The sequence below is a fragment of the Microcoleus sp. K1-B1 genome, assembly GCF_036704705.1.
In the GTDB taxonomy this organism is placed as follows: Bacteria; Cyanobacteriota; Cyanobacteriia; order Cyanobacteriales; family Microcoleaceae; genus Microcoleus.
This window is the reverse complement of record NZ_JAUBSH010000057.1, coordinates 16,287-42,801: the sequence shown is the minus strand read 5'-3', so window position 1 is coordinate 42,801 and position 26,515 is coordinate 16,287. Positions and strand designations below refer to the sequence as shown.

Sequence of the window (26,515 nt, the reverse complement as noted above, 5' to 3'; positions counted from 1 at the left end):
GCTATTTTTACCAACGGGGGATGAGGGCTATAAGTCAGATTCAGTCTAGCTCTTAGCCATCTTGTCACCCCCCCAGAGTAATGGGATTTTCATCGCGTAAGGGAACCACAGCCTTTTTTTCCTCATCAAAATATTGGCAACACAGTAGCGCATTTATAGCCCATGTGTCTCCTGTCTAAAGGAAGAGGGAACAAGCCAATCGATTTTAGATTTTAGATTTTGGATTTTAGATTTAAAGAATTGAAGAATTGAAGAATTGAATAATTGAAGAAAGCGACTTTACCGATATATCCGGGGGCTGCTTATCGGGTACTATATTTTTTATTTCTGCACCTAGGAATCCGGGGGGTTGTACGGCCCTCGGATGCCGCAAGCTTCCTTCAAAACCGCCGTGTCCCGCTAAAACAAAAATAAAATCCATTGAATAAAACCCTCCACCTTGCAGTTAGTTGAATATCTGCTTTTTAGTGTTGGGTTTTATTTGACCGCAACGGCGTATATTGTAGGAGTGCAGAGCAAGTTTGTAGTTGCGATATTGGTGGGTGTTTAACAAGTCAACACAACTACAAACTTATTTATCCCCTTGCTGATTACATTTTTACAGCGGGGCTAGTCGAAGGTTTAGGCGACTTAATTTCCTGGGAAACTGCACGGGCGCGGAAAAGTTTAGCAACGACTTGTTCACACTTAGACAAATCCGATTCTATTTCTGTCAAAATGGCCGTTGATACCGGATCTGTGAACTTCACCCGCAGGTTGTTGATATCGACAACACCAGTTTGCAAATCACCCAGAGTGCTCCGCAGTAAGAACGTTTCATCGGTTCCTTGCATCGAAGCTTTTAACTTAGCGTACTTGTCAGCAATTTGGGCAGGAATTGAGGGTTTTTCACCAAAATCGTTGAGGCGACTTTCGAGAGCGATGATGTGGTGCTGTTTGTTTTTAATCATTTCTCTCAAGAGCGATCGCAAATCGCTATCTTGCGTTTTTTCGGCATAATGTTCAAAGGCTTCGCAAGCATAGCGTTCCCCTGCGAGGGCGGTATTCAAACCTTTAACAATGTCGCCTTGTGTCGAACCTCCCCAACCATTAGCTAATTTCCACCATTCTGCATTGGTGTCAGTTTCTTCTGGCAAACCCACTGCTTTTCCGCCGTAACCGAGGCGAGCCAGAATTGCGGTGGTAAATATTGCTAAATCTCCAGGTTGGCGGGAAGTGATCAAGTTGCCGTCAACTACTAAAGCTTCGTTAATGTAGTTAGCTCCGGCATTAATCATGTCTGTTTTAATTGCCAAGAAACCAGTCGCATTTTTGCCTTTGAGTAAGTCGGCTTCAATCAAAAGTTGCGGGCCGTGGCAAACAGCAGCGACGAGTTTTCCTTGCTCAAATGCTTCTCGTACAAACCTGACTGTGTTGGGATTAGTCCGCATTGTATCTGGAGCCATGCCGCCGGGAATTATCACTGCATCGAATTCTGCAGGCAATGCTTCTGTTGTCGTTCCGTCAGCTTGCTGGGCAACTTTTCCTTGTTTCCCTGCATACTTTTCGTTTGTCCGCGAACCGAGGACAACTACATCAAAATTTGCTTGTTTTAAGGCGTTGTAAGGAACTAAAAATTCCGAATCTTCAACTCCATTTTCAATGAGTATGGCAACTCGTTTTGTGTTGCCACCGTTATGGGTTGTCATAATCAAATTTCCTCAGACTATCTTTGATATAAGCCTAAAGGATTTATGATGTTTTTAGCGTCTTGCTAAAGTGATAAATTAGTTACCTTTAAAAGATGTCAGCGTGAGCCTTGAGAGGTATTTTACAGGAATTGTCTCAATGCACATAAGAGGCTCCATTAATGTCGATCGTAGTCCCGGTAGCGTGCGTAGCCAAACCCGACGCTAAAAACGCGATAACATTGGCAACATCTTGAGGAGGAGCGATTTTGCCGATCGGGATATCGCGAATAATATCAGCTTCACCGAACTCCTGAATAAACTGATTAGACATTTCTGTACTGACAAATCCCGGTGCAACTGTAAATGCCAGAATATTATCAGCCGCAAACCCTCTAGCAATGCTGCGAGTTAAAGCAACAATAGCACCTTTAGAAGCGGCGTAGTGCAGATAATTCGGGTCATCGCCGCGAAAGGCAGCGCGACTTGCTATATTAATAATTGTACCGACCCGGCGAGTTTGAAAATGCAGAATGGATTCCCGGCACAAATCGGCAACAGCCACTAAATTTACTTGTAGAGTTTGCTGCCAAGCTGAAGACCAAATATCGAACTCGTCCTCGATACCCGCTGACTGCATAATCCCCGCATTATTAACTAAAATATCAATATGACCCCGCCATTTTAAAGCATCTCGCCACAAAGTCGAGGCCGCGTTTGCCACCATCAAATCGGCTGCCAATAAATAACAGCGATCGCCCGCAACACTTGCTGCTACCGCTTCAGCTTCTTTCTGACTGCGAAAGTAATGCAAAATCACCTCAGCCCCAGCATTAACCAGAGTCCGCACCGTCACTGCACCAATCCCTTTCGAGCCACCAGTTACTAAAATTACCTTTCCTGTTAAATCAATCATTCCTCTATCTCTTTTCTCTTTCTCTGTGACCTCTGCGCCCTCTGCGGTTAATAAAAAAATAAATCCCCTTCACGTCAAAAATATATAGCGTTCCTAAATGAATTGTGTAATTGTTGTAGGGGCAAACCCCCCGTGGTTGACCCGATCCTTGGGGTAGCCACTCTTAGCACTCTTCCTACATATTTGTACTGATTTATGATTGCTATAATTGCTATATGATACAGCAAATTCCATCTAATATGTACGCCATTTCCTCATGCTAATGGATATCTGCAATACACCTATCCAAAAACTTCCAAATCGTTTTCCAAGTTGGTGTCTATTGGAAATATAGCCACTGCTTACAGCACTATAGCTTCTTTGTCCTTAAACTCGATAACTACAGTGGATTCGGCAGCAAAGGTCGAATCAGCTCCATAATTCGATCAGAATTAAAATTATTGATATAATCAGTTAGTGCTTTGGACAAACTTGCTTTGGATTGGGGAATTTGTACGATTAATTCGTTCATCACTTCGGTATCGAGATAGTAAGCGGCTTGATACATTTGTTCTAACCACTCAGGGGGCATCATGGATAGATCTTCTACAGACACCATTTCAACTAATTGTTTTGGTGGATTTGGTTCTACGACTTCGTAGATATATTGCACTCCCAAATATTTAGCGAGTTTGTCAAAAAGTTCTCTTTGCTGAAATGGCTTGCTTATAAAGTCGTTACAGCCAGCCATAAGAACTTTCTCTCGATCTTCTTCAAAAACACTGGCAGTTAAAGCAATAATGACAGTTTCTTGGCTCTGAGGGCGTTCTCTAATATATTTAGTAGCTGTGTAGCCATCCACGATCGGCATTCGTAGATCCATCAGAATCAGGTGTGGCCGCCAACTCTCCCACAGTGAGAGTGCCTCCACTCCCTGTTTTGCTTCTCTCACCTCAAAACCAACCGAGGTCAGGATCTCGACTAACAAGCGACGATTTTCTTCTAAATCTTCAACAATAAGAATGCGGTAAGTCGGTTGTCCGGGGGCTAAACTAATTACTTTTTGATTAATTGATTCTGGGGGTAAGGATTCTGCTTGAGGTAACTGTACACCAATCTCAAAGGAAAAAGTGCTACCTTGGTTCAAAGTGCTTTTAACCCGAATCTGACCGCCCATAAGTTTGACGAGTTTTTGACTAATGGCTAAACCAAGCCCCGTGCCTTGACTCAAATTATTTCCCGCTTGGGCTTGCACAAAAACCTTAAATAATTTATCAATTTCTGTGGGCGCAATTCCCACGCCTGTATCCTCAACTTCAAAACATAGGTGACAGGATGTTTGGTCTCTTTTTGTTGCTCTTACCCGTAGGGTGATGCTTCCTTGATTGGTAAACTTAATCGCATTACCGAGCAGATTGACCAAGACTTGATAGAGTTTTTTATCGTCACTCTGCACAAATTGAGGAATGTCGGGATCTCGATCGACAATTAGCTGCACTTCTTTAGATTGGACTTTAACTTGGAACATTTCTTCGATAGAAGTCAGCAAACTTGTCAAATCAAACTCAGAAGGACTGAGGGTCATCCGTCCGCTTTCTATTTTGGATAAATCTAAAATATCGTTAATCAAGTCCAATAAATGTCTACCGCTACGATTGACAATCTGTAAACGTTCTTGGAGAGAAAGAGTCAGATTTCTCTCATAGCTCATCAATTGCGTGAATCCCAAAATTGAGTTCAGCGGGGTGCGGAGTTCGTGGCTCATATTGGCGAGGAAGACTGTCTTGGCTTGGTTTGCTTCATTTGCCTGCTGAAATTCCAACTCAGCTTGTTTGCGATCGCTAATGTCAATTAAATATCCCAAGATTTCTACTGGTGTACCTGAACTATCTCGAATTAGCCTAAGCTGACCGAGTATCCAGCGATAAACCCCATCGGAGCGACGAAAACGGTATTCGTGGAAGTAAAAATCATTAATAACGAATAGATTTGCTAAGCCATTAAGCACTGGTTCTACATCATCGGGGTGTAAGTGATTCACCCAAAATTTAGGATCTTCTAAGAACTCGCTGGTTTCGTAGCCCAATATATCTTTGATATTTTCGCTGATGAACGTTGCGCTATAATCGCCAGCAGGTTTACTGCTAAAAATGACAACGGGGCTGTAGTTTAGGAGAAAGTTGAGGCGATTTGTGGTTGCTTGCAAGGCTTGCTCAGCCAGTTTGATCTCTGTTGCGTCTTCCTGAACGGCAACATATACAGTTCCGTATTCAGGATGCTCAAACATGGATGTATGAACTCTGCACCAAAAGAGAGTTCCATCTTTCTTTCTATTGTGGACTTCATATTTGGCTTCCCCGGTCTGTTCAATTTGAGTGACCATATCTAGAACGGTTACATTTGGTGTTACCTTTGTATCGACATAATTCAAGACACCAAGGGGTTGACCTGCGAGTTCGCCCTCTCTGTAGCCAAACATAGCGTCAAATGTCGGGTTGGTGTAGACGATCATGAGGTCTGAGGCTTTAATCAAACACACTCCTCCTGCCATGTTATTCATGATAACGCTTTGAAGTTCTAGGGTCTTTTGAGCTTCTTTGCGAGCCGTAATTTCTTGTATTTGAGAAATAAAATGCAGTGGATTTCCTTGTCCATCTTGTACTAGCGAGCCATTAAGCAGAATCCAAATAATATGTCCTTGTTTATGGAAATACCGTTTTTCCAATTGGTAAGTTGAAATTGTTCCGGCTAATAGCAGATGTACATAACTAAGATCCCTGTCTAAATCGTCAGGATGGGTAATGTCTTGGAAAGTTAACGTTAACAACTCTTCTGAGGAGTAGCCAAGAATCTGACATAAGGCAGGATTGACTTTAATCCAGTACCCATCAAGTGAAACGATCGCCATCCCGATAGAGGCATCTTCAAACGCATGGCGAAACTGCTCTTCACTGTTTCGTAAAGCCATCTCAATTTGTTTGCGATCGCTAATATCGCGCAGAATAACAGTAAATACCGTTTCGTCTCCCATTTCCAGCTTAGAAATAGAGGCTTCAGCCGAAAACTGCGTTCCATCTTGACGACGACCCAAAATCTCGCTTCGTTCTCCCATCCTTCGCGCTCTGCTAGAAGACTGTGCAAATTGTTTGATATGCTGCGGATGTGCATCTCTAAACTGTTCTGGCAGCAGTAAATTCAGTGGCTTCCCTAAAATATCCTCCATTTTATAGCCAAAAATCTTTTCTGCCCCTTGATTAAACAGGGTAATACGTTGAGTGCGATCGACTGAAATAATTGCGTCATTGGCGATTTCTAGAATTCCTGCAAAACGAGCCTGCGATTTTTGTAAAGCATCTGTTCGTTCAGCCACAAGAATTTCTAAAGTTTCGTTAAGTTTTTTAATTTCTTTTTCAGCTTGTTGGCGCTGGTAATCTATCTGGTTCAAAAAGCGAGCCGTCCCCAAAATGAGAATTGAAAACGTGAAAACCATAACAGTTGAACGCAATGTATAGCCAAAATTAGCGTTATACCAGCCTAACTTTTGTCCCTGAAGAGTCAACCAGTTCAGTGTGACTGGAAAGATCGTCCCCCAAGGCAGCAACCACCGAACCATTACTCCGCCAACTAGGGGACTGGTTACTACTTGCATTAATCCTTCCTTGGGGCGGAGCCATAAAATTCCTCCATAGAGGATGAAAAAGGTGACGATCGTGTTTAGGGGTTGAGTCGTCCTAATTGTGACAAACCGTTCAAGAATATCGACATGGAATAGGTGTGCAAATAAAGCTAGTAGAGAAATTAAAGCTGCAACACTACTAAAAATCTGAGCCAACCAAGTATCCCGTTGGGAATTTTGCCCTAACAGTAAGAGTCCTAGTCCCATCAGCACAAAATTTAGGGCGGTATTTACTCCCATTCTTCCCGGATAAAGAGTGGCGGAAGACACCAAATCTCGGACAAGCAACTGATCAATACCCAGCTTCCAACCAAAAATATACTGGCTCAGCGTCAGCATACCCATAATGATTATCAATCCTGCCATCCCTTGAGCGATGCGATCGTGCAGTCGGGTTCTTTGGTACTGCAACAATCTCAAAGAAACTCCAGCCAGCAAAAAGCAAATTGCCGTGTTTGCTTTCATGGTCGAAGCCATACCGGGAAAACCACTTTTGAGTACGGAAATGTCAAATTGCCAACCCAACAGCACGAGACATCCGCTCGCAATTACGAGTAGACTTGCCATTTGAGAAATGCGCTTGTTCATAAATCGGCTGCTTGGGTTGAAACAATGTTCTTCTGATGTTAGGCGAAGCGAAGAAGGGCAACCACGGGGGGACTGCCCCTACCTGAACAATTCATATTTTGTATGGTTGCGCCCCCTTGCCAGCCCCATATCTCCGGGATCGCAGAACTTCTTTGTGGGTAAAGTGACTTTTTTAACCGAATAATTAAACTATACTATTTGTGCATATGTTTATATTCCTCTAGCAGGAAACTAGGGAAATGAGTATGATTGTCGATAGAACTAGCGATAGGGTTAGCGATCGAGCTACAAACTACCGAGGCAATATTTTAATTGTTGACGATCTGCCTGATAACCTGCGTCTGCTCAGGGATACTTTGAGCGAACAGGGTTATAAAGTTCGCAGTGCCACGACAGGTGCAATGGCGCTCAGAGCCGCCCAATCGCCATCGACGGAGTTAATCTTACTAGATATTAAGTTGCCCGATCAGGATGGCTATGAAGTTTGCCGACAATTAAAATCTGATGAGCGCACTGTAGACATTCCAATAATTTTTTTGAGTGCTCTCAATGAAACTTTTAATAAGGTACAAGGGCTGGCTGCGGGAGGGGTAGATTATATTGCTAAGCCATTTCAAGTCGAAGAAGTATTAGCTCGTGTCGAAACCCACCTAACGATCCGAAGGCTGCAACAAAGCCTCAAAAAGCAGAATTTACGTCTCTTGATAGAAATTGAAGAACGGCAACGTCTCGAAGAGTCTCTCTTTGCCGAAAAGGAATTGGCTCAAGTGACACTGCAATCCATTGGCGATGCGGTCATTACTACTGATGCCCAAGGTAGGGTGAGATATTTCAATCCTATAGCTGAGCGACTGACAGGGTGGAAAACTCATGAGGTTCAAGGAGTTCCTTTCTCTACAGTCTTCTTAATTGTCGATCAAGTAACGCGAGAGCCAGTAGAGAATCCTATAAACAAGGCTCTATTAGAGGAGCGAATTGTGACCTTAGCTAACAATACTATTCTGATTGCCGATGATGGAACCGAGTATCCCATTGCTGACTCGGCAGCACCTATTCGAGACCGCCAAGGTCAAATTATCGGAGCAGTAATCGTCTTTCATGATGTTACTGAATCGCGCTATCTCACTCGTAAACTATCTTGGGAAGCCAGTCACGATGCCCTGACGGGGTTAATCAACCGTCGAAGATTTGAGCAGCAGTTAGTTGAGGCGATCGCCTCTGTTAAAGATAGCAATCAGCAGCACGCTCTCTGTTATTTAGACTTAGATCAGTTCAAAGTCATTAACGATACCGTAGGTCATATTGCTGGCGATGAGCTACTGCGCCAAATCACTGCACTTATTCAACAGGGAGTCGGGCCTAATGATATGCTGGCTCGCTTAGGAGGTGATGAATTTGGTATTTTGCTCACTCAATGTTCGCTCTCTCAAGCAACTCAGATTGCGGAAAATCTCAAAGACCTAGTGCATCAGTTTCGGTTTATTTGGAATGGCAAAACCTTTATCATCGGAGTCAGCATTGGAGTTGTTGCTATTGACCAAACCAGCCAAAATTTGATGGAGCTTCTGGGAGCGGCTGATGCAGCTTGTTATGCCGCCAAAGCCAGAGGGCGCAACTGTGTTCATATTTATAGTCTAGATGATGGCGAACTAATTAAACAACGTGGTGAGAGGCAGTTGATTTCCAAAATCACCCGGGCGCTGGAAACCAATCGTTTTTGTCTCTACTACCAAAAAATTGTCTCTATTACTTCTAAACCATTAGTAGAGCATTATGAGATTTTGATTAGAATGATGGACGAAAATGGAAAATTAGTATCTCCAAATCAGTTTATTCCCGCCGCCGAGCGTTACGGATTGATAACTGAGATCGATTGCTGGGTAATCGAAACTTTTTTTTCTAACTATCACAAATTACCGGAAAAAGATGCTATTAGTCAAGGCTTATACACGATAAATCTTTCGGGGGCTAGCATTAGTAACAATCAGTTTATGAGATTTTTAATCGAACAATTTTCTCGCCACCAAGTCCCCCCAGAAACCATTGGTTTTGAAATCACGGAAACGGCAGCGATCGCAAACTTTGAGCAAGCCAGATATTTCATGAGCGAACTCAAAAAAATTGGGTGTTGCTTTGCTTTAGATGATTTTGGGAGCGGGTTGAGTTCCTTTGCTTATCTGATGAATTTACCAGTTGATTATCTAAAAATTGATGGTGCTTTTGTCAAGAATATTAGTCATAATTTGATTTCTCAAGCGCTGGTTGAAGGCTTTAATCGTATTGCCCATGCGATGAATCTTGAAACTATAGCTGAGTTTGTCGAAGACGAGACTATCTTAGAAAAATTGCGGGAGATTGGAGTAGATTATGCTCAGGGTTATGGGATCGCCCGCCCTGTCCCTATTAATTTTAATCCCTAGCTATCGCACTCAGCCTGCGAACCCATTGCCTCACGCCTGCGCCTTGTCTGGAGGTCTCCAAGAGTCGATCGCCCGCTGCTACAAGGGTGACTCATATCAAATCCGTTAGCATCGGAATAGTAAATTCGAGTTCACTGTTGACGGTTGACGGTTCACTGTTCACTGTTCACGGCGTCAACAGTCAACAGTCAACATCATGTATGAGTGTAACCGGAAATGATATCAATTTACTGTGTCACATTTAGATCGAATGTGCTGTAATTGTAAAGGATTGAGTGTTCTATTGGAAATAAACCGGAAAATTTGCCATGAAAGCAGTTGCGTTCGATCGCTACGGTTCAGCCGAGGAATTGCAGTACCGAGAATTGTCGAAGCCGATCGCCAAATCCAACGAATTGTTAGTGCGAGTTCGCGCTAGCAGCGTCAATCCCGTAGACTGGAAAATCCGGCAAGGACACCTGCAACTATTAACAGGATATAACTTTCCTCGAATAGTCGGTTCTGACATATCGGGAGTTGTCGTCGAAGTCGGCCGGGAAGTCACCAAATTTCAACCCGGAGATGAAGTTTATACTTTCTTAAATCCCATCAATGGGGGTGCTTGCGCCGAATACGCGGTCGTGCCAGAATCGGAGGCAGCAATTAAACCGAAAAACATCACTCATGCAGAAGCAGCAGGAGTACCGATCGCAGGTTTAACTGCTTTGCAAGCACTCCGAGATTTGGGTCAAATTCAAGCAGGAAACAAAGTATTAATTAACGGCGCTTCCGGCGGAGTCGGCACGTTTGCCGTGCAAGTTGCGAAAGCAATGAATGCGGAAGTAACGGGAGTTTGCAGCGCTAAAAATAGAGAAGTGGTCAAGAGTTTGGGAGCAGATTTTGTCCTGGATTACGCCGAAATTGACTTTACTCAACAAACCGATAAATATGATATAATTTTAGATGCTGTCGGGACAAGAACATTTGCTGAATGCGAAAAAGTGCTGCAACCAGAGGGAATTTATATATCGACTTTGCCAAGTTTCGAGAACCTCGCACCGATGTTAACAAGCTGGTTTATATCGGGTAAAAAAGCTAAATTCATTCTAGCCAATGCCAACCCCAGCGATTTAGGGGCTTTGCGGGAGTTAATAGAATCCGATAAAGTTGAGCCGATTGTCGATCGCACTTACAGCTTACAAGAAGTAGCAGCAGCCCACGCTTACAGCGAAACCGGCCGCGCGATCGGCAAAATTGCGATCGTCATTGAATAATCAAGGCACGACACGGATTTTGACACCGCTACACGGATTAATGAGCGATCGTTCCTTCTGCTGCTGAAGTCAGAATGAAGAATTAAGAATGAAGTCGGAGCAATTATGAAATAACTATTCTCAATTACCAATTTTCAATTACCAATTTTCAATTACCAATTCCCTCTTGCCAATTACCCATTACTAATTACCCATTTCCTATGACTGCTCCCTCAAACTTGGAGACATCCGAACAAGGTTCCGACAACAACCTCGAAGCAATTAGCCAGGAAAACATCATTGCACCAATCGCAAGCGGTGCGATGGGTTCTCGCAACTTAGAAAACGAATTTCTAAACGAACTTCCTGACGAAGTTGAAATGTCTTTATTCGACCATTTAGAAGAATTGCGACAGCGACTTTTCTACTCGCTAATTGCAGTAGTAATCGCTGTAATCGGTTGCTTTTTCACAGTTAAACCCATCGTGCAACTGCTCGAAGTACCGGCCGGCCCCGTCAAGTTTCTGCAACTAGCTCCGGGCGAGTATTTCTTTGTTTCTATCGAAGTAGCCGGATACAGCGGTTTGCTCATCGCCAGTCCGTTTATTTTTTACCAGATAGCGCTGTTTGTTCTCCCCGGTTTGACTCGCAAAGAACGCAGGTTGCTGGGGCCGGTGTTTTTAGGTTCGAGTTTCCTATTTTTGGGCGGTTTAGTATTTGCTTACATCGCTCTGATTCCGGCGGCGCTTAATTTCTTTGTTAGCTATGGGGCGGATGTTGTAGAGCAGTTGTGGTCGATCGACAAATACTTTAAATTTGTGCTGTTGTTAATGTTCAGCACGGGCTTAGCTTTTCAAATCCCGATTCTCCAAGTATTGCTGGGTGTTTTGGGCATAGTTTCTTCTAACCAAATGCTCTCCGGCTGGCGGTATGTAGTCTTGGGAGCGGCAGTTTTGGGAGCGGTTTTAACACCTTCTACTGACCCTTTAACGCAAAGTCTTTTAGGAGGTGCGGTGCTGAGCTTGTATTTTGGCGGGGTTGGTTTGGTAAAGCTTTTAGGGCGGTAAAAACTCCACCGAAAGATCGATCGACTCTCAGCCAAAAAATATAGAGACGCGATCGCCCGCGCCTCTATAATTACTAAAAGTTAAAATTCCACACCAAAGTTTTGTCAAAACTTTTAACCGCGTAAAAGCAGGTAGAACCCCGCGACTTAAGGAGTGGAACACCCTAAATTTTAGACCAAGTTTCAAGCTCTCAGATTCAATAAAAAAGTAAATCTAAAATCTAAAATCTAAAATCTAAAATCTAAAATCGACTGACTACATTCGGAACTGTTCGACTTCAGGAGTGTAGCCGATCGGCAAAACGTAATCCAGATTCTCGTGGGGACGAGCAATTATGTGATACGATAGCAACTTTCCGCCATCGACCTTTTTAACTGATTCAATTCCAGCAGCAACGGCTGCTTGCACTTCAGAAACATCTCCTCGCACTATAATTGTCCAGTAGGCGCGGGTTATTTTCTCATAGCGAACTAAAGTAACACGGGCTGCTTTCACCATTGAGTCCGCAACTTCTACTGCAGCGGGAAATCCTAAGACTTCAACCATTCCCAGTGCAACACCCATTACAACATTCTCCTAAATTTCACAAGATATCTGACCTTCATTGTATGTGAAATTGTTGACAGAAATTGGTTCCGATGATTTTGGTAAGCTAGAAGTCCGATCGCCCAAAATTAAAAAAGCCCCCTAAAAAGCCCCACAAGCTGTTGCAGCATTTAAATCCCACAGCAGGGCGCGCGCAGCAAAGCCCGCCACACAAGACTTTGAATCAAAACACCCCTGCAAATTAGATGCGCCACAGCTTAGTTTCTCACCAGCGGCAAGTCCTATGACAAGCTCGCCGATCGATTTTAGGGACTTTGGGCTCAACTAATCCAGCCGCGGCGCGACACAAAACTTGAGGGAACTCCCCCAGATCCCGGCTGTGGAGTCAATCTAAAATCTAAAATCTAAAATCTAAAATCGACTGAGTGAATCAAAACTCGTCTAGCAACCACTCCGAGGCTCTTTCACCCAAATCGAGGGGAACGCTGACAGCTTTACCCAACCGGGGGCGATCGCGAGTAGTTACGATATATTCTCTCACCTGTTCTGTGCTCCCCCAGCCGTTGAGGTAATTGGCCACCGCATCCAAATGCTCGAAATAATCAGCCTCCGTCATCGGAAAAGATGCCTGTTCTAGATATTTCCACATAACTTGCACAAAAATCTTGCCCCGCGTCCGCCGCAATCTGATATCGTAAGACTTTCCCCATTTTTCTAGCAGTAGCTGGTGTAAATCCTGGCCCGTCATGGTTGCTCCTGAGTTAATCCATTAAACAATAAAAGACAAAGTTCAAAAAATGTAATAATACTCTAATAAAGGCTGGAAGGCGCATTCTTAAAAGGAATTTTCGCGGCCTAAAATTTGTGCGAGCAGATTAACGGCAATTATCCTCCTTCCTCTGCACGTACAAGTTCGCTAACAGCTAACAAACAAACGTAACTTAAAACCGTAAAGGCAGGTCATGGCTCAATCTTCTGCTGGAAATCCCGATGTCCCCGATATGGGGCGTCGCCAATTTATGAATTTGCTGACGTTCGGTACAGTCACAGGTGTGGCACTGGGCGCACTCTATCCCGTTGTCCAATATTTTGTTCCTCCGGCGAGTGGGGCAGTTGGTGGCGGAGTGACAGCTAAAGATGCTTTGGGTAACGACATCATCGTTAGCGAATATTTGGCTTCGCACCCTGCGGGCGATCGCACCTTAGCCCAAGGTCTCAAAGGCGACCCCACTTATCTTGTGGTGAAAGAAGACCAATCTATCGCCGACTACGGCATCAATGCAGTTTGCACTCACTTGGGTTGCGTCGTGCCTTGGAATGTTAGCGAAAACAAGTTTATCTGTCCTTGCCACGGTTCTCAATACAACAATGAGGGCAAAGTGGTGCGCGGCCCAGCGCCTTTGTCTCTGGCCCTGGCCCACGCCACTGTCGCAGATGACAAGATCGCTCTTACCCCTTGGAAAGAAACAGATTTCCGCACCGGCGAAGAACCTTGGTGGTCTTAAACAATTTTGGATTTTAGATTTTAGATTTTAGATTGGGGTCAGCGGTGAAAATCCAAGATAATTGCATCCCTAAAACAGTCTAATAATCCAAAATCCAAAATCCAAAATTCAAAATCTAAAATTCACGCATTGTCTGACCTTTGAGATTGAATACTCTAATGCCACAAACTAATTTATCTGCGATATTTCGCCGCAGTGCCAGGACGATCGCGAAAACAGCCTTAATTGCGATCGTAGCCGCAGCATTTTTCCTCACCAGCGACATCGCACTTCCCCAAGCAGCATTTGCTTACCCTTTCTGGGCTCAGCAAACAGCACCCGCTACTCCCCGCGAAGCCACAGGTCGCATTGTTTGCGCTAACTGTCACCTCGGTGCAAAACCGACTGAAGTTGAAGTACCGCAATCTGTTTTGCCAGATACGGTGTTTGAAGCTATTGTCAAAGTTCCCTACGATACTAACGTTCAACAAGTTGGCGGCGACGGCAGCAAAAGCGGCTTGAATGTAGGCGCTGTAGTGATGTTGCCCGAAGGTTTCAAAATTGCTCCCGCTGACAGAATTCCCGAAGAAATGAAGGAAAAAGTCGGCGATCTTTACTTCCAACCTTACAGCGAAACCCAAGAAAATATTGTTTTAGTGGGTCCAGTACCGGGAGAACAGTATAAAGAATTGGTATTCCCAGTTTTGTCGCCGAATCCAGAAACTGACAAGTCCGTTCACTACGGCAAATACCAAATTTATGTTGGTGGCAACCGCGGCCGCGGTCAGGTTTATCCTACTGGCGAAAAGAGCAATAATACTGTTTACAATGCTTCGGTAGCTGGCACCATTTCTAAGATTGCTCAACCTGAAGATGGCGGTTATCAAGTGACAATTCAACCTGCCGAAGGTGCAGCGGTTGTTGATACGATTCCCGCAGGCCCAGAACTGATTGTTTCCGAAGGACAAACAGTTGCAGCAGGCGAACTTTTGACGAACAATCCTAATGTGGGCGGCTTCGGTCAAAAAGATGTGGAGATTGTGCTGCAAAGTGCAGGTCGAGTTAAAGGATTGATGGCTTTCGTGGCTATAACCATGCTGGCTCAAATCATGCTGGTTCTCAAGAAGAAACAGGTCGAAAAAGTTCAAGCTGCTGAAATGAATTTCTAAACGCGGCTGTAATTAGTTGGGTAAGGTGTTCTATGCACACCCAACTATTAGGTAAGTAGGGCGGGGAATACCCGCCTTATTCTTTGATAAATAACAAGTAAAATAATGTTAATTGATGAGAAGATAGTTGATGTAGGCCCGCTGCAATGGTTTTATCGGGAAACAAATCCGGTTAACGAAACTGAGAAACCCCCCGTACTGCTGCTGCACGGTTTGCCGTCCCAGAGTTTTACCTGGACTGTAATGATGCCGGATTTGGCGGCACAGGGATTTAGATCTATCGCCCCTGATTGGGTGGGTTACGGGCGATCGACAAAACCAGACAAGCGCGACTTTGCCTACACTCCCGATGCTTTTGTTGACGCCCTCGCTGGCTTTATTCAAGCTATAGAATTAGACCGATTTTACCTCGTTGTCCAAGGATTTTTAGCTTCAGCCGGCATTCAATACGCTTTACGCAATCCCGATAAAATTGAGCGTCTAGCCGTCATAAATACACCAGTTTCACCAGATATCAAATTGCCTTGGAAAATGCAGCAGTTGGGGCTGCCTTTTATTGGCGACATGATGACGCAAGACCCGCTTTTGATTGACAGAACTCTCGAAGGTGGCAGCCGCCAGACAATATCAGACAAGGATTTAGATGTTTACCGCCGCCCGTTTTTGAAGAGTTCGGATGCAGGTCGATCGCTGATGAATACAGTCCGCAATATTCAGTTGCCGCAGTCAATGGCCGAAATTGAATCCGGCTTGAAAGCATGGACTCGACCAACTTTATTTGTCTGGGGTTTGACAGATCCTTGGCTGAGTGTTGAACCAGTTCAAAAGCTAGTCGGTTCCCTGCAAAATGCAGAATTAGTCACACTGGAACAAGCGGGGCATTATCCTCAAGAACATTGGTCAGAAAAAGTTGGCAATTCTGTGATCACTTTTCTGCGCCGCCAGGAGGTAAAATAATATTTTGTACATAACTCTCGGTGCTAGGTCAGTGAACCAGCTCCTCGCCGAGCTGCATTCCCAGGCAGAGCCTGAAAACGAGAAATCTAAAATCTAAAATCTAAAATCGATATGACTCGTCCCCGTTCAATTTTTGCCTTGATGATGGCGTTTTTGATGGCATTTCTGGTTAGTTGCAGCAGTGTCGAAGCAAAAGTTCCAACTACTTACACAGCAGCCCAAACCCAGCAAATTCAGCGCTATGTTCCTACTCTGACCGAGTTCCGATCGCGCATGGATAAACTGGGAACCCTAATTCAAAAACGGAATTGGATTGATACCAGAACTTACATTCACGGGCCTCTAGGCGACTTGCGGAACACCATGAAAACCGTCTCTGCGAGTTTGTTGCCTAGTTCTCAACAACAAGCTGTTGATTTAACTAAGAGTTTGTTTACCGATTTGGTTGACATTGATATTGCTGCTAAAAACCTTGACTATGCAAAAGTCACGGCCAGCTATCAAAAAGCTGTCAATGATTTCGATACCTTCTTGCAGCTAATTCCAAAAGCTTAATTAGCCTTAACTCACATCTTGTATCATTGTCTTGAACAGGCAAGATGCCTGTTCCACAAAGAAAGAATCAGTTTTCTTGTGGGGGTATCATTGTCAAGAACAGACAAGATGTCTGTTCCACAAAGAAAGAATCAGTTTTCTTGTGGGGCGGGCATCTTGCCCGTCCGAAACAGGTTTATATGGACAAAACCTAGGAAGCAGTTAATCTAAAATCTAAAATCTAAAATCTAAAATTGAATGGTTCGCGTTGCAATTATTGGTTGCGGTATTATTGGGGCTTCGATCGCCTTTGAACTAAGTCAATTTCCCGAACTGAAAGTTACTGTGTTCGACAAACAGCCGCCGGCAGAAGGTTCTACTGGCGCGGCCCTCGGTGTTTTGATGGGAGTTATCAGCCACAAAACTAAGGGCAGAAATTGGCAGTTGAGGGAAACTAGCCTTCATCGCTACGAAACTTTGATTCCAGAATTGGAAGCAGTTACGGGGCGAAAAATTCCTTTTAACAAACAAGGAATTTTGATGCTTTGTTCGGAGGGAGAGGATTTAAGTAAGTGGGAAAAGTTGATAGCCATTCGCGAGTCTCAAGGTTGGAAATTGGAACTTTGGGATCGGGAACGAGTGCGCGAACTCTGCCCTCATCTCTATTTAAACGATCAGATTATTGCGGCGATTTATTCGCCTCAAGACAGGCAAGTCGATCCGACGGCGCTAACTTTGGCTTTGGTTGATGCTGCTAAACTCAAAGGAGTTAATTTTGAGTTTGGAGTGGAAGTTCAAGGCATTACTGAGTTGGATTCTCAGGTGTCTGAGATTCAACTGGCATCTTCCATTGCTGTCAATAAGTCTTGTGGAACAGGCATCTTGCCTGTTGCTGAAAATTTCGATCGACTAATTGTGTGCGCTGGTTTGGGTTCTGCTGCTGTGACTGCATCGTTAAATCAGTTGGTTGACATTCGCCCGGTGTTGGGACAAGCGCTGCATTTGCTGACGCCCAATCCTGTAGGAAACCCAGATTTTAGGCCAGTAATTACTTGCGATGACGTTCACATTGTGCCTGTGGGAAATCAGGAATTTTGGGTGGGGGCGACGGTGGAGTTTTCCGAAAATGGCGGGGAAATTGAGGCAAATGCTGATATGTTGAGGCAAGTGATGGCGAGGGCGATCGCACTTTGTCCGGGCTTAGCAGAAGCTGAAATCATCAGGAAATGGTCAGGATTGCGCCCGCGGCCGGAAGGGCGGCCGGCCCCAATTATCGAGACGCTTCCCGGTAACGATCGCGTTCTCATCGCCAGCGGCCACTATCGCAACGGTGTTCTACTGGCCCCTGCAACAGCGCGATCGATTCGAGAAATGATTTTGCAATAATTAACAAATGTTAATATAATCAAGATAGCAATTCATATCTTACATCTAAATATGTCCGACAAACCTTTAGGTAAACCGCGCTCTTTGTGGCGAGTAATTTTGCTGTCTGGAGTTAGCTTGCTGCTATATTACGGATGGTACAAATGGATTATTCAAGAAGAATTGCGTCGCTATAACGGCAGCGGTTGGTCGGGAACTCTTTGCTTGCTTCCCTTTGTTTTAGGAGTAGCCGTCCCCCAAGCTTTGCGGATATTCGATCCTGACGTTCCCGGATGGTTTGGTTGGTTTTCCTTCCTGGGTATTGCCTGGATTTACATCGTGCAGTTCAAACTTTACAAGACAGTTAACGAATTGTACCGCCAAGAAGGAATCAAAGAACCGCTAACAGTTTGGTGGCTTTTTGTACCAGGTTTAAATTTAGTTGTCGGCTTGCGACAAATTCACTTTTTAAGCCAGTTTTGGGCGAGAAAACAGGGAATTGAAGTTAAGGATAACTTAGCCGAAAGCCTTTCTTTCCTCTCAGCTAACGCTTAATCTGTATTAAGGCCTATGGACTTGTTGCTGCAATTTCTCTGGGAGTTGCAGCGATCGCATCTACATATTCTATTCTCAAGGAGTTACGTGGACTTTTAACATCTCCCAAGTTTCCCGTTCCATGTTCAAGATATTGCCCACTTCTGGCAAAAGTTCATAAGCCTTTAAATTTAGGGGAATTTCTTCTTCAATGAGAATATCGCACAAAGTCTCTAACGCCAGATTCCACTCGCCCGCCTGAATATCTGAAACCATAAATTCTATTTGAGTGTCTAACAGTTGTGGTTTCCCGATGTTAATGACCGAAAGCATCCAGGATACAAGCTCCCGGATTCATCCGTCCAGAAATAAAAAACCTGTATCCGATGAAACTTGCCCCCGGAATTTATCCGTGGGGTAAAGGCTTCAATCTAAAATCTCGAATCTCAAATCTAAAATCGATTGACTTCATGGAGTTTACTTTCTACAAGTTTCTAATCAAACATGAGTCTATCTCCTTCTGGGAGCGATCGTGATCGGGCATTATGAGCCAAGCCACTTGAGAAAAGGAACCGGGTTTCTCACCTACTCAATACTTTGAATTAGTTTAATGTTATTTCTCAGCCATTCATTGACCAAAACTTGAACCTCAATCTTTTTATTCTCAGCAATTTTAGTCACAAATTCCTCGACATCTGGTTCGAGATAAATGGGATAATGAAACGTAGCATCAGGATGGTAAAACTTGCCTTGCTCTGATGAAGAAAAGTCATACTCTGATTTCATAATTTCCTCTCTTGATAAGCTTGGGTTTCAGTGAAATTAGCTTTGCGGGCTGAAATTATCCGAATTATACAGGAGGTGCGATCGGTTTGTTCAAAGGTATGGATGACAACCCTTAAAGTTCCTGTTTCATCTAAGCCTATGGTAATCTATCTATCTTCATCTTGACTGTGTTCTTCATCATATATTGTTAATTGAGAACGATCGCGGAAAACAGTTGATGCCCAACGAAAATTTAATTGATGCTTGCGAATATTTTGCTTTTCTTTGGCTGGATTCCAATCAAAGTTATAATCCAAGGGAATTTATTATGGTAAACGAAGCTGCAATTAAATTATAACATAAATTATGAGTTAATGACTTCATGGAGTTTACTGCCAACAAGTTTGTAGTCAAACATGAGTTTATCTCCTTTTGAATTCGATCGCGATCGGGCATTATGAGACAAGCCACTTGAGAAACGTATAGCGAAATCTTGTCTGGCGACTTAAATCCTGGTAAGTGACTCCTGGAATCGCGCACATTTTAATCTTAACATTGCTGAACTTTGAATGCACTTCCGATTCCAGCTTGTCGAGAAGTCTTAGATACCCGACTTTGTGAATAAGTCGGATATCTGGGTATTATTCACCAGAACCTATTAGGCAAATCCGCCAAAATGAGTTTGAGTTCCGGTTCATTAACCCGCTTAATTGCTTTAGGAATACTTACCCACTGCCGCTTTCTCTTGGTAGCTTCGGGCCAAATTTCCAGAACTGCTTGCACTTCCATTAAAAATACTCCAACCAGCCAAGTACAGCCGGACTTTTGATACTCGTAAGTTCCTAGCAAATCCGGGAAGACTTTACCCAACAAACCTGCTTCTTCCCAAGCTTCCTTGGCGGCGGAATCTTGGGGAGTCATGTCAGGTTCAATTAATCCTTTGGGAATCACCCAGCGCTTACTAGCCGAAGAAGTAATCAGCATTACTTCAATTTGTCCGTCTTGAATGCGATAGGGAATTACCCCCGATTGCTCTATCAATACAGCGGTTTTTATACTCATGATTTCGGCAATATTTATGGGTAAAAAAGCGGCTGTAACCTGATGAACGGTTGACCACTAAAAAATAAAAACAGCATCCTAATTTTAGACAATTCCCAATTTGAGACAGCAATAAAGTGGATAATAAACATATTTGGCTTTTCCCCTCTGTGCAAAATAGGAAATTCCCCTGCACTCCCACTGAACAATAATATTATTATAATAACTGCGCGAAATCCTCTACCGACAAGCAGATAAAAGCCGATCGCCAATATCTGCCTTTATCTGGGCCGGTATGGGGTTTTACACCTAATCTTTCTTCGCCTTAGCCTCCAAATTTTCCATCCGACTCCTCAAATCTTGATTCTCCTTTTTCACCTGGTCTAATTCCTCCCGCAACTGCTTTACCGCTGCATCAGAACCAGCATTTTTCTGCACTCTTTGCACAGCTTCATCAGCCATGCGACGAACGCGGCCATCGGGAGTTTGGTCAGCTAAAGAACGCAAAATGCGAATTGCTTTGCGAGTTTGCATTTGTCCTAATCCCGCTACTACAGAGACTTGAGTCAAGAAAAACGTCTCTTTAGATAATTCGGCCAATCGCTGCAAAATCCGTTCTAAATTGACCTTTGTTTGGCCAGTCGAAATTGTGCCCAAAGCTCGAATTGCAGCCAAGCGCAAAGCTTGCGGAGTACCGGCGGCTGTGTATTTCAAAATTAGATTCAGCGCATCTTCAGAAGTTTTCATCTGCGCCAAACCGGAAATAGCACCCGATCGCACTACCTCATTCCACCCCTGACGCTCTTTCAGCACCAATTTTAACTCTTTCAGTACCTGTTCGTCGCTCGGTTTTTCGTCGGGGTTAGCCCCTGCAATGGAGCCCATAGCACTCGCTGCGGCTGCTTCTACATAATAGCTGTCGTCGCCTTTTTCGACGATCGATCTCAGCGCTTTATAAGTTTCGTGAGTTTGGATTTTACCCAGCGCATTCACCACAGCGCGACGAACACGAGCATCTTTATCTTTTAAACCACTTACTAAACCTTCAAAAACTTGGTCGAGTTTAATTTCAACTAACTGACCGGCAACTTCTGCACGTACTGCCCAGAACGGCTCTTTCTTGAGAACTTCTGACAGCGTTTTCACCGCTTCTAGTCCTCCCTTCTTCGCCAAAGCTTGGGCAGCGTAAATCCGGGAAACCGGGTCTGGATCGAATTGTAACTGAGCTTTGAGTTCGGCCATTCCATACTCTAAAATAACTGTTTTTAAGTATTTATTTCCGACATCAAAACTGATAAAAGCAGGCTTATTTTCTAGAGGAAAATAGAAGCTTTGCTCGCGCTCATGCACTCGGACTGTGAAAGTTTTTAGTTGCGGAGTTGAAGGTGCAGAACTGTCATCATCTGCTTCTTTTTCGGGCTTGTAACCGAAGCCGATCGGGATTTTCAGATCGAATACATCTTTGCTGTTGCCATTGCCATTTTTGCTGTCTTTTACCTGAGTTTGGGTGACAGTAACTTTTGCTAATTTGCTGTCGCCATCCCAGGAATAAGCAACTTTATAATCTGGATGACCGCCGCGATAAACGTACTGGTCAAACAAAAACATGAGATTGCGACCGGTAGCCTTTTCTATCGCCCTGAGCAAATCGATGGTTTCTACAGTTTTGTGAGCGTTATCCCGCACAAAAGTGTGAATTGCTTTGTAAAATAATTCGTCGCCCAACTCGGCACGAATCATGTGATAGACACAAGCACCTTTTTCGTACAAATGGCGATCGTACAATTCAATGGCTTCGCGGTAAACGTGAGTAACAATGGGGCGCCGGTAGCGCGAACTGTCTTCTGCTAAATAATTGCGGGCTTCATTTAACATATAGTAAGCCGCGTCTTCTTTGCCATATTCTTTATCAGTCCACAGCACCTCGGAATAAGAAGCCATGCCTTCTTTCAGCCAAGCATGAGACCAATGTTTAATTACTACTAAATCCCCGAACCACTGGTGAGCCAATTCGTGGGCAACTAAGCTTTCAGTGCCTCGATTGTCGAGGCTGGCGCGTTCGTCTAACAAGCACCTATCTGTCAGCAAAGTTGTCGAAGTATTTTCCATACCGCCGAAGATGAAATCATCGACGCAGACTTGAGCGTATTTGGGAAAAGGGTAAGGATAGCCAAATGCTTTAGAGAAGAATTCAATCATTTGAGGCGTTTTGCCCATGCTGCGCTTAGCGTCTGCTTCGCGGCTTCTTTCCACGTAATAATTAACTGGTTTCCCGTTCCATTCGTCTTTAATTTCGGCAAAATCTCCGACTGCTAAGGTCATTAAGTACGTCGGGTGTACCTGGGTTTGGGACCAGTGATAAATTTTATCGTCGCCTTCGTTTTTTGTACTAATTAATTCGCCGTTGGAAATAGCAAAGAGTTGTCTCGGAACTTGCACTCTAATTTCCGAAGTTGCCAACTGTCCGGGATAGTCGAAACAGGGAAACCAGAAGCGGGAATCTTCGTCTTCGCCTTGAGTCCAAACTTGTGTTGGTTTGTCTGGATAGTGTTTGTCCGGGCCCACGAAATAGAGGCCGCGCTGTGGTTTTTCGACGGAGTATTCGATCGCAATTGTAATTGGTTGGTAAGCTTCTGTTGGTTCGTGTAGTTGAATTTGCAGCACTTCGCCATCGCTGTCGAAATTTTGCTCAATTTCGCCGACTTTTACTGATTTAATATTCAGGTTGACAGCATCTAAGGTTAATTTGTCAATACCGCTGCGGACTGGATTGATGCGGATGCTGCAAGTGCCACGAAAGCTTTGTTTGGGAATATTCAGCACTAAGTCGAGGAAAATGTGCTCTACTTGACCAGGGCGATCGGGGTTGTAGTGGGGCCTGGCACCGGGCATCTCGAAGGATTTGTGACCGTTTTCAGAATCAAAGTAAGTGTGTGACATTGTGATGGCAAAGTTGTGAGTCGATCGGCGATCGCTGGCAGCGCCGATCCGGCTGAACTGCCAGCTTATTATAGAGTAGCGCGTTCTAGCTGCTGTTGTCGCTAACTTGTTAAAAACTGGGTCGAGTGTTGAGGGGATGGAAAAAATGATTTTTTCGCTACAATATCAGCAAGGTTAATGTCTGCAATCATCAGCCTGCAATTGAAATTGAGAGGGAAATCTGTATGACAGCTACACTATCAGTTCCCAGTTCGATCGAATCTTGGCTTGGCGACGAAGCGAAAGACTTGCTCACCCATCAAGCAAAAGTTTCTAAAGATTTGTTGCACCTGCCGGGCCCGGATTGGGTCGATCGCATTTTTGCTCAAACCGATCGATCTCCCCAAGTTTTGCGATCGCTTCAGCAACTCTATTCTAGCGGACGCTTGGCAAATACCGGCTATTTATCCATCCTGCCAGTAGACCAAGGAATCGAACACTCTGCCGCCGCTTCTTTTGCACCGAATCCCATTTATTTTGACAGCGAAAACATCATCAAACTAGCAATCTCAGCAGGCTGCAATGCTGTCGCGACAACCCTGGGAGTTTTGGGAAGCGTATCTCGCAAATACGCGCATAAAATCCCTTTTATTGTCAAGCTCAATCACAACGAGTTGCTAACTTATCCCAATCAATTCGACCAAATAATGTTTGCTTCCGTCGAGCAAGCTTGGAATTTGGGAGCAACAGCAGTCGGAGCCACAATTTATTTTGGTTCCCCGGAATCGACGCGACAAATCCAAGAAGTCAGTCAGGCTTTTGCTCACGCTCACGAATACGGAATGGCGACAATTCTGTGGTGCTATCTCCGCAACGATATCTTTAAACAAGACAAAGATTATCACGTTGCAGCCGATTTAACCGGGCAAGCAAATCACTTGGGAGTGACCATTCAAGCTGACATTATCAAGCAGAAATTGCCCGAATGCAACAACGGCTATGCAGCAGTTGCTAAAGTAAGCGACAACAGTTACGGCAAAACCGACAAGCGCGTTTATTCCGATTTAACAACGGATCACCCGATCGATCTAACTCGCTATCAAGTGCTCAACTGTTATGCGGGAAGGATGGGTTTAATTAACTCCGGCGGTGCTTCCGGGAAAAGCGATTTTGCAGAAGCAATTCGCACGGCGGTAATCAACAAGCGCGCTGGTGGCTGCGGCTTAATTTCCGGTCGCAAAACTTTTCAGCGTCCTTTTGAAGAAGGCGTAAAATTGTTCCACGCCATTCAAGATGTTTATTTGTCGCCAGAAATCTCGATCGCCTAAAAATTTACCGCACAGAGATTGGCCTCAATATCACAACCTAAACCTAGGTATGCACGATCAACAAATCGTCGTAAACGTAAGGTGTACAGTGTGCACCTTACGTGATTAAAATTCCTTCCTCTAAGTTGCAACTTAGCTGTAATATTAATACGAGCTGAAAATATATAGAGACACAGTATATAATTTAAAAATGCCCCACAGCCTTGTTTTAAACCTGCTGCCAGTTGCACCAATTCCATCCCAGTTTTTAACGGGGCGGCATCTCCACGCTTTGTTTTTGAACCTTGTGAGTGCTGTAGACAGCGATTTGAGCGCGTACCTGCACGACCAATCTCATGAGAAAGCTTTCACTTTAAGCCCTTTTCAAGTAAGCAGAAAAGAAGCTAACAAAAGCACCACGCCCCAGCCACAAAAGAGAGTTTTGCCTCCGGCTTCCCGTACAATTTTGCAGGCTATACAGTGGGAACACAAGCAAGCAATTCAGGAAAATACGCCGATTTGGTGGCGAATTTCTCTGCTGGATGACGGTTTGTTCGATCGCCTAACTCAACTTTGGCAGCAACTCAATTTTGATCGCCCTTGGCATCTGGGGCCGACAAATATATACATTACTAATATTGTGAGCGAACCGCAATCCAACCAGCCTTGGGTCAACTTTTGTACTTACGCCGAATTGTTCGAGAGATCTTCGGAAACTGAGCGACAAATTGCTTTTAGTTTTTGCACTCCTACTAATTTTCGGCAAGGTGTCTATGATAGTGCTATGCCCACTCGTGAAAGTATTTTTGGCAGTTTAGCGAATCGCTGGAACAAGTACAGCAGGATTGCGATCGAACCTACTTTCACAGAAGCTATTTTTCCCAGTTTCTTCGATATCCGAACAGAAGTTAGTACGGATTCTCGCAGTAAATTTATTGGCTGCGTCGGGGATATTAGTTACCGAATTATGGGAGATATAGCTCCTGCTACTATCAAGCAAATTAACACTTTAGCCGATTTTGCGCTTTACAGCGGAGTCGGGCGAAAAACGCCGATGGGTATGGGAATGACGCGCAGGTTGCAGGTTTTTTAATTATTCACTTTTGGGCTGAATTTCACTGACAATTTCATAAACATTTGTGTCTGGTATTTTCGCAAACAAAGGCGCCATCTGCTTCAATATTTCCTGATAAGCTTCGCTTTGATTGGCTGCCATATCTTCTACGGTTTCCCAAAAAATGATGGCAATACCTTTGTCTGTATTGGGCAATTGCAGCAGGTATGCTCCCTTAAAACCTGTGGCATAAGTTGCCACGGCTTTTTCAAAAAGTTGTTCTGCCGCTTCAAATTTTCCGGGTTTAAATTCGCCAATGGCAACGTAGGCAAACTGATGTCTGAGAAAGTCTAGAAATTCTGACATATCCTTTTCCTCACTTAATAGCGATACACTAAGTTAGATTTTACCCGATCGCCCGAAATTTGTGAACTGCACAGGTGGAAGTTTCGCGCTTAGCTCATCGGCGGATTTATTAATTACACGTAACTGCGCTCGCCACTCAAATAGAAACTTTTTGAGTCCGGCGGCTGGAATCTTGATTAAATAAACTATTGAATCGCGGATTTTAGACTTTCACAATCCTAGGTACGCCGGAGCGACTTCTAGCGCTAGTACACAGGGTAAAGCTGCTGATAACTCAAGTGTTGTGCGTAGCTGCTAGCATACACAAAGCCGTAAAAAGTTGCCAGTCAAAAGCGGTTTTTTGCAATAACCCTATTGAATTCTTTAAAACTAATTTGTAACAATTATAACAAAGCCATATAAACAAAGTAAAGAGCCAGCTAAAACAAATGAAAAAAATATTAGTAATTGAAGACGATAACTTAATCCGAGAAACGGTATTAGAACTTCTAGAATCGCGCGGTTTTGAAGCTGTCGGCGCCGAAAATGGAAAAGTTGGTATCCAGTTAGCTGCCCAAATTCCCGATTTAATTTTGTCAGATGTCATGATGCCGGAACTCGACGGTTTTGAAGTATTCGCAGCCGTGCGATCGCACCCTGCAACGGCCAGCATTCCGTTTATTTTTATGACAGCCTCCGAACTGGAAAAAGCCCTGGAACTCAAAGCAGACGGCTATCTCAAAAAACCTTGCAGCGTAGCAGAAATGATCGGGGCGATCGCCACTCAACTAGAAAAACCGACAGTTAGCAACCCACAACATCAAAAAGTACAGGACAATTCTGCACCATCAAATCTCAGCTTGCGCGCCAGCAATCAAAAATCTCGGTTTGAGATTGCCTCGGTTTGCTCGCAATGACACGCACAGTAACGTTATGGATACATAAGTTGA

24 protein-coding genes are annotated in these 26,515 nt (G+C 44.1%); 12 read left to right on the top strand and 12 right to left on the bottom strand.

Going from position 1 to position 26,515, the window contains the following annotated elements; translation table 11 throughout:
* Nucleotides 1-232: 232 nt before the first annotated feature.
* The 4 genes from QUA83_RS19790 to QUA83_RS19775 all read right to left on the bottom strand — a co-directional run bounded on the left by QUA83_RS19790 (nucleotide 233) and on the right by QUA83_RS19775 (nucleotide 6,826).
* Nucleotides 233-421, bottom strand: coding sequence for a hypothetical protein (locus tag QUA83_RS19790; protein WP_333295270.1), 189 nt, complete (start codon nucleotides 419-421; stop codon nucleotides 233-235).
* 169 nt (nucleotides 422-590) lie between these two features.
* Nucleotides 591-1,688, bottom strand: a complete 1,098-nt coding sequence (locus QUA83_RS19785) for a DJ-1/PfpI/YhbO family deglycase/protease (RefSeq protein ID WP_333295269.1) — start codon at nucleotides 1,686-1,688, stop codon at nucleotides 591-593.
* Nucleotides 1,689-1,824: 136 nt separating this feature from the next.
* Complete coding sequence (locus tag QUA83_RS19780) at nucleotides 1,825-2,583, bottom strand: SDR family oxidoreductase (RefSeq protein WP_333295268.1); 759 nt, start codon at nucleotides 2,581-2,583, stop codon at nucleotides 1,825-1,827.
* Nucleotides 2,584-2,962: 379 nt separating this feature from the next.
* The gene (locus QUA83_RS19775) at nucleotides 2,963-6,826 is read right to left on the bottom strand and encodes a PAS domain S-box protein (protein WP_333295267.1); all 3,864 of its coding nucleotides are present in this window, start codon (nucleotides 6,824-6,826) and stop codon (nucleotides 2,963-2,965) included.
* Between the two features lie 245 nt (nucleotides 6,827-7,071).
* On the opposite strand from QUA83_RS19775, the gene QUA83_RS19770 reads away from it, so the two are divergent.
* The 3 genes from QUA83_RS19770 (at nucleotide 7,072) to tatC (ending at nucleotide 11,545) form a co-directional block, all read left to right on the top strand.
* Complete coding sequence (locus QUA83_RS19770) at nucleotides 7,072-9,246, top strand: EAL domain-containing protein (RefSeq protein WP_333295266.1); 2,175 nt, start codon at nucleotides 7,072-7,074, stop codon at nucleotides 9,244-9,246.
* 308 nt (nucleotides 9,247-9,554) lie between these two features.
* The gene (locus QUA83_RS19765) at nucleotides 9,555-10,499 is read left to right on the top strand and encodes an NAD(P)-dependent alcohol dehydrogenase (RefSeq protein WP_333295265.1); all 945 of its coding nucleotides are present in this window, start codon (nucleotides 9,555-9,557) and stop codon (nucleotides 10,497-10,499) included.
* Between the two features lie 200 nt (nucleotides 10,500-10,699).
* Entirely contained in the window at nucleotides 10,700-11,545 is an 846-nt protein-coding gene (gene tatC / locus QUA83_RS19760) for a twin-arginine translocase subunit TatC (RefSeq protein WP_333295264.1), read from the top strand.
* A 255-nt stretch (nucleotides 11,546-11,800) separates the two neighbouring features.
* On the opposite strand, the gene QUA83_RS19755 is transcribed toward tatC, so the two are convergent.
* On the bottom strand, nucleotides 11,801-12,109 hold the full coding sequence (locus QUA83_RS19755; protein WP_006631236.1) for a carbon dioxide-concentrating mechanism protein CcmK: 309 nt from the start codon (nucleotides 12,107-12,109) through the stop codon (nucleotides 11,801-11,803).
* Nucleotides 12,110-12,521: 412 nt separating this feature from the next.
* Nucleotides 12,522-12,839, bottom strand: coding sequence for a DUF3067 family protein (locus QUA83_RS19750; RefSeq protein ID WP_333036983.1), 318 nt, complete (start codon nucleotides 12,837-12,839; stop codon nucleotides 12,522-12,524).
* 214 nt (nucleotides 12,840-13,053) lie between these two features.
* On the opposite strand from QUA83_RS19750, the gene petC reads away from it, so the two are divergent.
* The 6 genes from petC to QUA83_RS19720 all read left to right on the top strand — a co-directional run bounded on the left by petC (nucleotide 13,054) and on the right by QUA83_RS19720 (nucleotide 18,155).
* Nucleotides 13,054-13,596, top strand: coding sequence for a cytochrome b6-f complex iron-sulfur subunit (gene petC, locus QUA83_RS19745; protein WP_333170469.1), 543 nt, complete (start codon nucleotides 13,054-13,056; stop codon nucleotides 13,594-13,596).
* A gap of 158 nt (nucleotides 13,597-13,754) precedes the next feature.
* Entirely contained in the window at nucleotides 13,755-14,744 is a 990-nt protein-coding gene (gene petA / locus QUA83_RS19740) for a cytochrome f (protein WP_333295263.1), read from the top strand.
* A 105-nt stretch (nucleotides 14,745-14,849) separates the two neighbouring features.
* Entirely contained in the window at nucleotides 14,850-15,701 is an 852-nt protein-coding gene (locus QUA83_RS19735; protein ID WP_333295262.1) for an alpha/beta fold hydrolase, read from the top strand.
* Between the two features lie 111 nt (nucleotides 15,702-15,812).
* A complete protein-coding gene (psbQ, locus tag QUA83_RS19730) occupies nucleotides 15,813-16,256 on the top strand; it encodes a photosystem II protein PsbQ (RefSeq protein ID WP_333295261.1) in 444 nt (147 codons plus the stop codon).
* Nucleotides 16,257-16,493: 237 nt separating this feature from the next.
* Nucleotides 16,494-17,621 carry an FAD-dependent oxidoreductase gene (locus tag QUA83_RS19725; protein WP_333295260.1) on the top strand — a complete coding sequence of 376 codons (1,128 nt, stop codon included), beginning with the start codon at nucleotides 16,494-16,496 and terminating at the stop codon, nucleotides 17,619-17,621.
* A gap of 51 nt (nucleotides 17,622-17,672) precedes the next feature.
* Entirely contained in the window at nucleotides 17,673-18,155 is a 483-nt protein-coding gene (locus QUA83_RS19720; protein WP_333295258.1) for a hypothetical protein, read from the top strand.
* Between the two features lie 75 nt (nucleotides 18,156-18,230).
* On the opposite strand, the gene QUA83_RS19715 is transcribed toward QUA83_RS19720, so the two are convergent.
* From QUA83_RS19715 to QUA83_RS19700, 5 genes are all read right to left on the bottom strand, one after another.
* Entirely contained in the window at nucleotides 18,231-18,467 is a 237-nt protein-coding gene (locus QUA83_RS19715) for a MafI family immunity protein (protein WP_333295257.1), read from the bottom strand.
* A gap of 252 nt (nucleotides 18,468-18,719) precedes the next feature.
* The gene (locus QUA83_RS19710; protein ID WP_333295256.1) at nucleotides 18,720-18,920 is read right to left on the bottom strand and encodes a hypothetical protein; all 201 of its coding nucleotides are present in this window, start codon (nucleotides 18,918-18,920) and stop codon (nucleotides 18,720-18,722) included.
* Between the two features lie 146 nt (nucleotides 18,921-19,066).
* Entirely contained in the window at nucleotides 19,067-19,216 is a 150-nt protein-coding gene (locus tag QUA83_RS30615) for a BrnT family toxin (protein WP_333484675.1), read from the bottom strand.
* 328 nt (nucleotides 19,217-19,544) lie between these two features.
* Entirely contained in the window at nucleotides 19,545-19,961 is a 417-nt protein-coding gene (locus QUA83_RS19705) for an NUDIX hydrolase (RefSeq protein ID WP_333295255.1), read from the bottom strand.
* Between the two features lie 288 nt (nucleotides 19,962-20,249).
* Nucleotides 20,250-22,880: a M1 family metallopeptidase gene (locus tag QUA83_RS19700; RefSeq protein ID WP_333295254.1), complete on the bottom strand. Its 2,631-nt coding sequence runs from the start codon at nucleotides 22,878-22,880 to the stop codon at nucleotides 20,250-20,252.
* 224 nt (nucleotides 22,881-23,104) lie between these two features.
* Here QUA83_RS19700 and QUA83_RS19695 point away from each other — a divergent pair, with 224 nt between their 5' ends.
* Both QUA83_RS19695 and cas6 read left to right on the top strand, forming a co-directional pair.
* Nucleotides 23,105-24,187 (top strand): class I fructose-bisphosphate aldolase, encoded by a 1,083-nt coding sequence (locus tag QUA83_RS19695; RefSeq protein ID WP_333295253.1) that lies wholly within the window; start codon nucleotides 23,105-23,107, stop codon nucleotides 24,185-24,187.
* Nucleotides 24,188-24,377: 190 nt separating this feature from the next.
* Nucleotides 24,378-25,259 carry a CRISPR-associated endoribonuclease Cas6 gene (cas6, locus tag QUA83_RS19690; protein ID WP_333295252.1) on the top strand — a complete coding sequence of 294 codons (882 nt, stop codon included), beginning with the start codon at nucleotides 24,378-24,380 and terminating at the stop codon, nucleotides 25,257-25,259.
* On the opposite strand, the gene QUA83_RS19685 is transcribed toward cas6, so the two are convergent.
* Nucleotides 25,260-25,586 carry an antibiotic biosynthesis monooxygenase gene (locus tag QUA83_RS19685; protein ID WP_333228666.1) on the bottom strand — a complete coding sequence of 109 codons (327 nt, stop codon included), beginning with the start codon at nucleotides 25,584-25,586 and terminating at the stop codon, nucleotides 25,260-25,262.
* Nucleotides 25,587-26,014: 428 nt separating this feature from the next.
* On the opposite strand from QUA83_RS19685, the gene QUA83_RS19680 reads away from it, so the two are divergent.
* On the top strand, nucleotides 26,015-26,482 hold the full coding sequence (locus tag QUA83_RS19680; RefSeq protein WP_333295251.1) for a response regulator: 468 nt from the start codon (nucleotides 26,015-26,017) through the stop codon (nucleotides 26,480-26,482).
* Nucleotides 26,483-26,515 lie beyond the last annotated feature (33 nt).